The sequence below is a fragment of the Streptomyces sp. NPDC043176 genome (assembly GCF_056436715.1).
In genome coordinates, this window is sequence record NZ_JBWKCA010000018.1 from 166488 (window position 1) to 176586 (window position 10099).

Genomic DNA, 10099 nt, shown 5'->3' on the forward strand with positions numbered 1-10099 from the left:
ACGCGACGGACGCGGGCCCCCACCGAGGACGGTGGGGGCCCGCGTCGCGAGGGGGACCGGTCAGACGGCGGGCGGAACGCGGGGCGCGCGGCCCGTGCCACGCGTCAGCACGTACCCGCCGATGCCGGCGAGCGCGGCGAGGATGCCGCCCGCCGCCGTCCAGAGCCAGCGGTCGGACCACCAGCCGGAGGACCAGCCGTCCTCCGGGGCCGCGGCCTCGACGGCGGTGCGCCGGCCCGCCTCCTCGTCGGCCTCCGCCTGGTCGGCGGTGGTGGCGCCGGGCACCAGCGGCGCGCCGAGCGACCCGTCGGTGGCGTAGGCGCCGCCCTTGTCGACGGTGTCGACCCCGATCCGGGCCGTGAACGGCTGTCCGAGGTCCTCCTCCGGCAGGCCGGTGACGGTGAGGCGGACGTAGTAGCTGCCGGGCAGCGGGTCGTTCGCCCAGGCGTCGGCCGACGCGCGGACCGGCCGCAGCACACAGGCCAGCTCTGCGGTCGCGGCCTCCTGCGCGGCGGTACGGGACTGCATCCCGTACATGCACGGCTGCCGCCTCCGCAGGCCGTCGTACACGTCGATCCGCCAGGTGGCGGGCCCGTGCCGCAGGGCGGCCTCGGGCAGCGTCACCGTCGCCCTGACGGTCGGCCGCTGTCCGGTGTCCGCGGGGAACACCCAGTACAGGTAGTCACCCGTGGCGGCCTGCGCGGTGGCCTGCTGCCCCGGCAGGAACCGGGCGGCGGTGCGGAACGTGGTTCCGGCCTCCGTCGGGCCCGACCCCGTGCCCGCGCTCGCGCTCGGGTCCGCGGTGGCGGAAGGGGAGTCGGCCAGAGCGCCGGGCGCCGCGAGACCGAGCAGGGCGGCGCCCGCGAGCGCGGCCGTGGCGAGCATGCGTACGGTACGCATCAGTGGGTCCTCCAGACAGCGACGCGCCAGCGGGACAGCCAGCCCCAGACCAGACCGGCCAGGAATCCGACGAGCACGAGCGCGCCGAGCAGCCACCAACCGCGGCCGAGGCCGAACGAGGCCACGTCGGAGGCGGTCGAGGGACCGTCGACGACGTCCACCGTCAGCTCGATGGGCATGCCCGGCGTCGTCTTCACCGACGGCGGCGCGGAGAAGGAGTTGCTCACCTGGAGGCAGACGGTCTCGGCCGCCGGCTTGGCGTCCCCGGGCCCGTCGTCGAGGTCCGGCTTGGGGTAGCGCAGACCGGTCGAGATCACGTCCGTGCGCCCGTCGCCCGCCTCGGAGCCGCGGACGATCTCCCGGCCGTGCAGCGTGACGGCCCGCAGCAGCACGCCGTAGTCGTCGTTGACGGCCCGGTCGGCCGACACGCTGACGGAGGCGCGCAGTTCCTGACCGGGCAGCAGGTCCACCCGGTACCAGCGGTGCTCGCCGAAGGACTCGCGGTCCGTGTACAGGCCGGGCTTCAGCTGCGGGGCCTTGTCGCACCGCGCCGCGCCCTCCGTGGCCACGGGGGTGACGACCGGGTCGGCCGCGCGGTCGACCAGCTGACGGACGCGCCGGGAGAGGTCCTCGGTGCGGTGGATGGAGGTGTACGTGCCTCCGGTCGCCTCCGCGATGCAGGTGAGCTGCTGCCTCGTCTTGGCGTCGGGCACCAGGCCCAGGGTGTCGATGACGAGGTGGATGCCCTTGGCCGCGATCTCCCGCGCCACCTGGCAGGGATCGAGCGGAGCGCAGGTGTCCTCGCCGTCCGTGATGAGCACGATCCGCTTGGTCGCCCCGTCGTCGCCGAGGTCGTCGGCCGCGCCGAGCAGCGCCGGCCCGATCGGCGTCCAGCCCGTCGGGGCCAGGGTGGCCACCGCGGTCTTGGCCTCGGTCCGGTCCAGCGGCCCGACCGGGTACAGCTGCCGGGTGTCCTTGCAGCCGCGCTTGCGGTCCTGGCCGGGGTAGTCGGCGCCCAGGGTGCGGATGCCGAGCCGGACCTCCTCGGGCACCGCGTCCAGGACCTCGTTGAAGGCCTGTTTGGCCGCCGCCATCCGGGACTTGCCGTCGATGTCCTTGGCCCGCATGGAGCCGCTGACGTCGAGTACCAGCTCGACCTTGGGGGATTCCTTGGCCGGCTCGTCGGCGGCCGCGCCCGTCGGCAGGAGCGCGACGCTCAGGGCGGCGAGCAGCGCGCAGGCCCCGGTCGCCAAGCGTTTTCTCGTGATCATCGCCGGATCGTATTGATGATTCTCCGACAAACCCAAATCAGGTCTGTCTGTTGGAGAACCCGACGAGGCGGCCGCCTCGCCGACCGGTCGCGACCCAGGGGCGTCCGCCCAGGTCGCCGCAGGTCAGCCGCCGGTCAGCGGTGCTCGGGGTTCGGGAACTCCGGCTTGCGGCCGGCCTCCCAGGCCGTGCGCTGGTCGCCGTGGGCCGGGATCCCGCCCGCCCGCGTGAGCACGACGGCCGAAGCTTTCTGGAGCGTTCCCGTCCCTCCGGGGTCACGGGTGAACGGCTGGGACCCGGTGGCGGCCCGCTCCGGCGGCGACTTCCGCCTCGGGACGGACGCGTGTTCGAAGGCGGGTGCTTGATAATGATCGCGGCGCGGTTGGGGTGAAGCACGGCGGTGCGACAACCCGGCAGGGGCTGGTGCGCTGCTGAATCGAAGTACGGGGGATCGCATGGAATTGCCGGTTGCGTCAGGTGCTGTCGCGGCGCGTGAGGACAGGTTCGACTGGTTTTGTGAAACGGTGTCCACCGAAGTGATGCCCATCATGCTCAGTACCCGGCATGCGGCCGGCTTCCGGGCGGGCATCACCTACCTGGATCTCGGCGTGGTGCGCCTGGCAGCTGTGGCTTCCTCGCCGGTGCTCTCGCGCCGCACCTCGGCTCACGTCCGGCGTGGCGATCCCGAGCACCTGCAGCTGGCCCTCATCACGCAAGGTGGCTTGCGCATCTCCCAGCGACGCAACGAATCGGTCGTCGCGGGAGGACTCGTGCTGACCGACACCTCACGGCCGAGCGAGGGGGAGTGCACCGGCGAGCAGATCGAGTCGGTGGTCCTGCAGATTCCCCGTCAGGCCCTGGCGCTGCGGTCGGATCGTCTGGACCGCCTCCTCGCGCAGAGCCTGGCCGCGCACGAGGGGTCCGGGGCGATCCTCGCCGACTTCCTGAAGACGCTGCTCTCGTACGGCCCGGGCTGTCGTCCGGAGGAGCTGAACGGGATGGGTTCCGTCGCTCTCGAACTGGCCACCGCGTTCCTCGCGCGGCAGCTCGGTGACCCCGGCGAGGCGCCCGCCGAGGCCCGTGCCCAGGAGACACTGCAGCGGATCCACCGCTTCATCGAGAACAATCTCGGCGACCCCGGGCTGACTCCCCGGATGATCGCCGACCGGCACAACATGTCCCTGCGGCATCTGTACAACCTCTACGCCGACCAGCCTCTGACCATCGCGGCCCGCATCCGCCGAAGCCGGCTGGAGCGCGCCCATGCCGACCTCGCATGCGGAGAACTGAGCAGCCGGCCCGTTCAGGTGATCGCGGCCCGCTGGGGTTTCCCCAGCCCCACCGGTTTCAGCCGGGCATTCCGCGAGGTCTACGGGATCACCCCTACCGAACACCGAACGTTCTCCCTGGGGAGCAGCGGCACGCAGGGGACGGAAACCCTGCACGCCACGCACACCACCACGGACTGCGCGGACCTACATTCTCCGCTGGAGACAGCGTCACGGTGTGAACGGAGCCACGGGACGACAGTCCGGCGAGGCGCGTCGATTTCTCCGCGTGCCACCGACAGTGGCAGCGGCCTGTGACAGCCGAGTCTCCCTGCCTCTCGCTTTCCGCGAGGAGGTATCCGAGATCCGTCCTAATGGGGGATGCATGAGCTTGCGCAAAAAGGTCGCCACCACCGTCGGGGCCGCTGCCCTGGCCGTCGCGGGGGTGTTGGGTTCTGCAGGTCAGTCGGTCGCCGGATCGAACGGTCAGCAGATCCACTTCCACGACACCAGCACCGTCGTCTACTCCATCCGCATCGAGGGCTACAACCAGAACGGCGAATCGGTGTCGGGCTGCTTCGTCACGCCGAGCCGGGACACCTGGATCAGCGGCTGGTGGTGGAGGGGAGAGGCCAGGGTCACCTTCTACCGGAACAACTCCTGCTCCTTCGCCACGTATTACGGTGACACGATCGTGTCGGTGCCCACGCAGCAGAGCGGAGACTGGACGAGCGTCTACTCCTGACCGCCCCGTTGTGCGGCCGCGCCGAGCGGGTGGGCACGGGGGAGGCCCCGGGGCCCCCGGGCCCGCCCCCGCCCCCGCGCCCGGGCCGCCGGCCGCCGCACAGGTCTCGCGGTACTCGTCCGGCTCGAAGCCCAGCGGACCGGCCGCCCAGGCGAGTTCGAGACGCGGTCGCGTGCGGTCACGAGCGTGTAGTGGGTGCCGGGTCACGTGAGGCGGTCCATGGTCTGGAGGAAGCCGCCGGCCGGCCGTATGAGGCCCGGCGCAGGCGGGCGGCCCGGCTGCCGGTTTCGCCGGGTCGGCGTGCGGCACACCCCGTACCAGCGCAGGGGGTCGTGGACGGGTCCGTTGCTCACGGGCCCTGTCCGCGGCGACCCTGTCGGACTTCCGGGGGGCCTGCGCGGCCCGAGATCCCCTGTGAACGCGGGTACGCACCGGGTGGAGAACCTCGTCGACCGATCTGCCGGTGGTGACGCTCCATCTGTCACCCCACCCGCTGAATCGGTCAGGCAGAAGCGTTCCGCGGCGGCTTGAGGCTGCTGAACGCGGCCCCGGCGACCAGGACCACGACGCCGGCCAGGAGGGCGGCCGTGCTGGCTGCCGGGTGCAGGACGACAGCCCACGGTTGCGCGATGCCGCCGCCGCTCTTCCATCCTCCGACGGCGAGGACCAGCGGTACAGCGGTGAGGACCGGGGCTGCGATCCGCGCGCCGGTGAGCGGGTTGAGGGCGAGTGCCAGGCCGAGGTAGAAGGCGGTGTTCCGGCCGATCGACAGGGCCACCGGCTCGGCGCCCGCGAAGTGTCCGAGGACGGCCATGCTCAGGGCGAGGGTCGCGCAGCCGACGGCGAGGAAGGTGTCGAAGCGGTGGACCGCCCGCACGGCGACCGCTTCGCCGGCGCCCCGGGCACGGCCGGTGAAGGCGAGCCATGTCACGGCGGGGACGACGGTGATCAGTGCCGCGAGAAGGAAGTGCCCTGCCCCGCCCACCATCGCGGGTACAGGGAGGACGCTCTGTCCGAATGCCAGGCCTGCGCCGGCCGTCACGGCGGTGACGGCGGCGAGGGTGGGCACGTCACGGGATACGGCCCACCAGTTCACCGGCCTGCTCCTTCAGGGTTCAGGGCCGGCTTCTGGTCGCAGCCGGCGAGTGCGGCCCGGTTCGTGTCGTACCAGGCACGCTGACGATCGGAGGGCAGCGTGAGGACCCTCCCGGCGAGCCTGGCGTCGTCGGGGGAGACCCGGCCCGGGACCGGTGCCGGAGGGGCGTGGGTGGCGATGCCGGTCAGCCATGCGGTGAGCGGTCCCCGTGCGGGGAACGCCGGGTACCTGTGACTGATTCGGGCGCACGTGGGGATGGGGGGCAGCAGGGTGTTGGCGAGGTTGACGGTGATGTCCTGCTCGCGTACCTGACCCCTGCCTCCGAAGCCGGCCTGTCCGGGCCTGAGGACGCGGTTCTGGGTGAGGGAGGACGGCACGGGAAGGCCGGCGTCCTTCAGGCGTCCGCTGTAGGCGCGGGTGGTCGCGGCGATCCGGGCGCGTTCCGGAGTCTCGGGCCACAGGCACACTTCCGGGACGCCGGCGCCGTCGCAGACCAAAGCGTCGGGGTTCCGGTCGAGGACCGGGTCGTAGTCCATGTGCGCGACCAGGAAGCCCGAGGCCACGGACGCGGCGACCAGGACGGTCACAGGCTTCCAGAGGCTGGACCGGGCGATCGCGAGGAGGCACGCGGTGACGATCCCGCCGGCGAACAGGAGCGGGGCCCACACGGCCATGGGGTCGATGACCGAGCCGACCGAGCAGCAGCTGTCGTAGGCGCCGGCCACGAGGTGGCGGGGCCACGGGGTGTCCCAGGATCCGGGGAACGCGGTCAGGCAGAACCCGGCGACCATCGCCAGCGGCGCAGCCGCGAGCTGCGGAAGGCGCCCGCCCAGGAGGTACCCGGCCAGCGTGGCGGCCGCCATCAGCAGCGCGTACACCACGAACATGCCCAGGTGGGAGAACGAGGGAAGCGTTCCCGCGGCCGAGACCGCGACACCGACCGCGATGAGCATCCCCACCACGCCCATGGCCCACACCGGGACCAGGAGCGGCAGCGCGATGGCGAGGCGACCGCGGGAGGGAGCCTGCCCGAAGATGTTGCCCCGGCGGAGGCGTGCGCTCTCCCACGCGCCGCTTGCCGCGCACGCGGCCGCGGCGAACGGGATCGTGTAGGAGGCGTTGCCGAGGACGGACGGCCCGTAACCGGGGACGGTGCCCAGGGTGATCGGCTCCGACAGGAGCAGCAGGACGTAGGCGGCGAGGAAGACGAGCATGAGTCCGGCGGAGGACGACCGCAGGAGGGTGGTGGTACGCATCGGTCAGATCTCCCGTCCGACGAGTGTCGCGTAGGCGGCTTCGGCCTGCCCGCGCCCGCCTGCGGCGGTCGGTGCGAGGGCGTGGAAGTCGGCGGGGCTGCCCTGGAAGGAGATCTCGCCGTGGGCGAGGACGACCACCTGCGTATACAGGTCGGCGAGGTCTTCGGTCTGGTGCGTGGAGACGATCACCTGCACGCTGCCGGCGAGGTCGTCGACGAGCTTTCGGAACACCAGGCGCTGCGTGGGGTCGAGGCCGGCGGTCGGCTCGTCCATCAGGATCAGTTCACTGCGGTGGGTCAGTGCCCCCGCGATTCCCATGCGGCGGAGCTGCCCGCCGGACACCTGGTTGCTCTTTCGCTCGGCGAGACGGGTGAGGTCGACGCGGCGCAGCGCGTCCTCGGACGCTCTCCACGCCGCGTCTTTCGGCATGCCTTTGAGCCAACCCGCGTAGGCGACCTGCTCGCGCACGGTCAGCCCGGGCATGGGATCGATCCGTTGGGGGATCCACGCCACGCGTTCGCGATAGGCGGCCTGGTGACGGCCCTTCGCCGTGGCTCCGTCGAAGGTGACCGACCCGGAGGCGGGGGTCAGGTGCGAGGCGGCGATGCCCATCAGCGTGGACTTGCCGGCTCCGTTCGGCCCGAGGAGGACCGTGGCCTGCTCATCGATCCGGAGACTGAACTCGTGGAGAACGGGTGTCTTGCGCCGGTATCGGAACGAAACATGGTCAAAAACCAGAGTCATGGACGGACGCGCAATCCGCCACCCCCCTGCCGGCGGGATGGCTTTGGTCGTGGGACAGTGGACGGGAGAGGGTCCCGGTGCTGAATCCACCGGGACCCTCGTACTGCTAGTTCGACGACCGCACTACCAGGCGACCTTCACGTAGTCGACGGAGATGAACGTGCCGCTGGACACGTCCGTCAGCGCGAAGTAGTAGTTGCCCGCATCGTCCGGGTCGCCGTAGTCGACCCACCCGCAGTAGTTCGTCCTGGTTCCCTTGGAACGGTCCGGGGCGCCGGAGACGTCCTTCCACAGGCGCAGCCCGGCGTAGTTGAACCCGTCGCCGCCGTCCGCCTCGCAGCCCTGGAAGTAGATGCCGGTGTAGTCCCAGGTGTCGTTGTTGTCCCACCAGCGACGCGACTCGTTACCGGCCCGCCACGAGTTGATGTACGACTCGAACTGACCCTCTGCCGCGTGCGCCGGAACCACCGACACCGTACCCAGCAGCGCGGCGCCTGCCATCGCGCCGGCCCATGCCTTCAAACCGATCTTCACTTGATCCCTCTTTCGTGTGTGGTGCCGCCCCCACCGGGCGGCACTCTCGTGGGTCGGAAGCCGACCCCTGATCCGGCCCGCGACTACCAGGCGACCTTGACGTAGTCGATGTTGATGTAGTCGCCGTTGCCGACGTCCGCCAGCGCGAAGTAGTAGTTGCCCGGGTCATCCGGGTCGCCGTAGTCGACCCACCCGCAGTAGTTGTCGCGGGTGCCCTTGCTGCGGTCCGGAGCGCCGGAGATGTCCTTCCACAGGCGCAGCGACGCGTAGTTGTAGCCCCGGTAGTCGTCGTCCGACCGGCAGCCCTGGAAGTAGATGCCGGTGTAGTCCCAGGTGTCGTTGTTGTCCCACCAGCGGCGGGACTCCGTCGGAGCCGTCCACCACGAGATGTGGGACTCGAACTGGCCTTCCGCGGTGACGCCCGCGTTCGCCGGCGTGATGCCGCCGATCCCGAGGAGCGCGACACCTGCCATCAGGCCGGCCGCTTTCTTGCGTCGGGTGCTCATCAGATTCTCCTTTCCCTGCTCGTTCGGCCCGGGTGAGGGCACGCCGGAGGGCGGAGACGTGGTGCGTTGCCTCCCCCCTGAGGCGCCCCGAACGCTAACTGTCGAGCACCCCGTTTTGTAAAGGGGGATTCTTCTGTGGCTCAAATGAAACCCTCTCCTTCTCTCCCCGCTCGAGGCAGGTCTTTTCCACAGCCCACCGCCCGGTTCACCGCTCGCCGACTCGTCACAGTGTTGGCCGAGAACCGTCGCTTCACAGGGGAGAGCCCGCAATCGGCGGCGCTTGCACCGAATGGATGCGTGACGGACGCAGAGCGGCTTTGACCAGCGGATAGGCGGGAAACTGGACAGCTGGTACAGCGCGCAAGGGAGAGCCGTACGGAGGGGTGGGACGAACCCTGCACGGAATGTGGAGTGGCCGTGCATTGATCGCACATTGCGGCCGCCCCCCGAAAGTGTCTAATCGAGTGCTGGCCCGTCAGTAGCGGTGCGCCACGCCCAGGATCGCATTCCCGCGATCCGGTCTGCTTCCGGTCCGCGCAATCGGCGCTTTGGCGACGCGATTGACATCTCGCCCATGCGCCCGATGTGGGCGAAAAGCAAGTTCGATCGTCCATGTGAGGAGAACCTTCGTGCACCTGAACCCCATCAGAACCGTCCGCCGCGTGCTGAGTGCCGCCGGCGGCGCCCTGCTCATCTCGATGGCCCTGCCCGCCTCACCCGCCTCCGCCGCCGACCTGTCCGAGTGGTACTGGCTGGCCAACTGGAACAGCGCCAAGTGCCTGGAGGTGGGCGGCTGGTCCACCGCCAACGGAGCCGGCGTCAACCAGTGGGCCTGCCACGACGGAAACAACCAGAAGTGGCTCGGGGTCCCCCACGGCGAGGGAAGACTGATCTACAACGCGCACAGCGGCAAGTGCCTCGAGGTCAAGGGCTGGTCCACCGCCAACGGAGCCCAGATCGGTCAGTGGGACTGCCACGGCGGCGCCAACCAGCAGTGGAAGACCGAGGTCCTGGGCGAAGGCGTCCTGCGCCTGATCAACGTGAACAGTGGCAAGTGCCTGGAGATCGGTGGCTGGCGCACCGACGACGGCGCCCCGGCCGCCCAGTGGGACTGCCACGGCGGCGACAACCAGGTCTGGGCCTAGTCCACCACCAGCCTCCAGGAGAACACCATGCGACTCATCACAGCCAAGAACCCCCGCCGTGTCCTGGGCGCCGCCGGCGGCGCCCTGCTCATCTCCCTCGCCCTGCCCGCGTCCCCCGCCTCCGCCGTCGACCTGTCCCAGTGGGGCAGGATGGTCAACCTCAACAGCAACGCGTGCCTGGAAGTGGGTGGCTGGTCCACCGACAACGGAGCCGGCGTCAACCAGTGGGCCTGCCACGACGGAAACAACCAACTGTGGGCCGCGGTCCCGTACGGTGCGGGGAACCTCGTCTACAACGCGCACAGCGGCAAGTGCCTCGAGGTCAAGGGCTGGTCCACCGCCAACGGAGCCCAGATCGGTCAGTGGGACTGCCACGGTGGCGCCAACCAGCAGTGGACCGTGTCCACGAGCAACCACCACTTCTCCCTGGTCAACGTGAACAGTGGCAAGTGCCTGGAGATCGGTGGCTGGCGCACCGACAACGGCGCCCCGGCCACCCAGTGGGACTGCCACTGGGGCGAGAACCAGCGCTGGTCCTAGTTGTATTGACCCGCAGCGTTGTTGACGCGGGTGATGGGCGGGTGTCCGTCGAGGGCGGTGTGGCAGCGGTGGTGGTTGTAGGTGTGGAGGAAGTCT

General features: G+C 70.5%; 11 protein-coding genes and 1 pseudogene. 4 read left to right on the top strand and 8 right to left on the bottom strand.

What is annotated here, in order from left to right:
- Window positions 1-60: 60 nt before the first annotated feature.
- Together AC067A_RS26965 and AC067A_RS26970 are read right to left on the bottom strand one after the other, a co-directional pair.
- Window positions 61-900: a hypothetical protein gene (locus AC067A_RS26965; RefSeq protein ID WP_479245071.1), complete on the bottom strand. Its 840-nt coding sequence runs from the start codon at window positions 898-900 to the stop codon at window positions 61-63.
- A complete protein-coding gene (locus tag AC067A_RS26970) occupies window positions 900-2171 on the bottom strand; it encodes a VWA domain-containing protein (protein WP_479245072.1) in 1272 nt (423 codons plus the stop codon). Before AC067A_RS26970 ends, AC067A_RS26965 begins: the two co-directional genes overlap by 1 nt.
- 453 nt (window positions 2172-2624) lie before the next feature.
- On the opposite strand from AC067A_RS26970, the gene AC067A_RS26975 reads away from it, so the two are divergent.
- Both AC067A_RS26975 and AC067A_RS26980 read left to right on the top strand, forming a co-directional pair.
- Window positions 2625-3755, top strand: coding sequence for an AraC-like ligand-binding domain-containing protein (locus tag AC067A_RS26975; RefSeq protein ID WP_479245073.1), 1131 nt, complete (start codon window positions 2625-2627; stop codon window positions 3753-3755).
- 67 nt (window positions 3756-3822) lie between these two features.
- Window positions 3823-4182 carry a hypothetical protein gene (locus AC067A_RS26980; protein ID WP_479245074.1) on the top strand — a complete coding sequence of 120 codons (360 nt, stop codon included), beginning with the start codon at window positions 3823-3825 and terminating at the stop codon, window positions 4180-4182.
- Window positions 4183-4684: 502 nt separating this feature from the next.
- Here AC067A_RS26980 and AC067A_RS26985 read toward each other — a convergent pair.
- The 5 genes from AC067A_RS26985 to AC067A_RS27005 all read right to left on the bottom strand — a co-directional run bounded on the left by AC067A_RS26985 (window position 4685) and on the right by AC067A_RS27005 (window position 8318).
- Window positions 4685-5278 (bottom strand): hypothetical protein, encoded by a 594-nt coding sequence (locus tag AC067A_RS26985; protein ID WP_479245075.1) that lies wholly within the window; start codon window positions 5276-5278, stop codon window positions 4685-4687.
- Window positions 5275-6534 carry a DUF7224 domain-containing protein gene (locus tag AC067A_RS26990; protein WP_479245076.1) on the bottom strand — a complete coding sequence of 420 codons (1260 nt, stop codon included), beginning with the start codon at window positions 6532-6534 and terminating at the stop codon, window positions 5275-5277. Before AC067A_RS26990 ends, AC067A_RS26985 begins: the two co-directional genes overlap by 4 nt.
- A 3-nt stretch (window positions 6535-6537) precedes the next feature.
- Window positions 6538-7278, bottom strand: a complete 741-nt coding sequence (locus tag AC067A_RS26995; RefSeq protein ID WP_479245077.1) for an ATP-binding cassette domain-containing protein — start codon at window positions 7276-7278, stop codon at window positions 6538-6540.
- 123 nt (window positions 7279-7401) lie between these two features.
- A complete protein-coding gene (locus AC067A_RS27000; RefSeq protein ID WP_479245078.1) occupies window positions 7402-7812 on the bottom strand; it encodes a hypothetical protein in 411 nt (136 codons plus the stop codon).
- An 83-nt stretch (window positions 7813-7895) separates the two neighbouring features.
- Entirely contained in the window at window positions 7896-8318 is a 423-nt protein-coding gene (locus AC067A_RS27005; RefSeq protein ID WP_479245079.1) for a hypothetical protein, read from the bottom strand.
- 629 nt (window positions 8319-8947) lie between these two features.
- Here AC067A_RS27005 and AC067A_RS27010 point away from each other — a divergent pair.
- Both AC067A_RS27010 and AC067A_RS27015 read left to right on the top strand, forming a co-directional pair.
- Window positions 8948-9463: an RICIN domain-containing protein gene (locus AC067A_RS27010; RefSeq protein ID WP_479245080.1), complete on the top strand. Its 516-nt coding sequence runs from the start codon at window positions 8948-8950 to the stop codon at window positions 9461-9463.
- Between the two features lie 27 nt (window positions 9464-9490).
- Window positions 9491-10003, top strand: a complete 513-nt coding sequence (locus AC067A_RS27015) for an RICIN domain-containing protein (RefSeq protein WP_479245081.1) — start codon at window positions 9491-9493, stop codon at window positions 10001-10003.
- On the opposite strand, the pseudogene AC067A_RS27020 reads toward AC067A_RS27015, so the two are convergent.
- Window positions 10000-10099 (bottom strand): annotated as a pseudogene (locus AC067A_RS27020) (IS481 family transposase); the annotation flags it as partial. The gene AC067A_RS27015 and the pseudogene AC067A_RS27020 sit on opposite strands and share 4 nt — an antisense overlap.

Coding starts and splice junctions, on each gene's coding strand:
- AC067A_RS26965 (WP_479245071.1), bottom strand. CDS start 900: ATGCGTACCGTACGCATGCTCGCCACGGCCGCGCTCGCGGGCGCCGCC.
- AC067A_RS26970 (WP_479245072.1), bottom strand. CDS start 2,171: ATGATCACGAGAAAACGCTTGGCGACCGGGGCCTGCGCGCTGCTCGCC.
- AC067A_RS26975 (WP_479245073.1), top strand. CDS start 2,625: ATGGAATTGCCGGTTGCGTCAGGTGCTGTCGCGGCGCGTGAGGACAGG.
- AC067A_RS26980 (WP_479245074.1), top strand. CDS start 3,823: ATGAGCTTGCGCAAAAAGGTCGCCACCACCGTCGGGGCCGCTGCCCTG.
- AC067A_RS26990 (WP_479245076.1), bottom strand. CDS start 6,534: ATGCGTACCACCACCCTCCTGCGGTCGTCCTCCGCCGGACTCATGCTC.
- AC067A_RS26995 (WP_479245077.1), bottom strand. CDS start 7,278: ATGACTCTGGTTTTTGACCATGTTTCGTTCCGATACCGGCGCAAGACA.
- AC067A_RS27005 (WP_479245079.1), bottom strand. CDS start 8,318: ATGAGCACCCGACGCAAGAAAGCGGCCGGCCTGATGGCAGGTGTCGCG.
- AC067A_RS27015 (WP_479245081.1), top strand. CDS start 9,491: ATGCGACTCATCACAGCCAAGAACCCCCGCCGTGTCCTGGGCGCCGCC.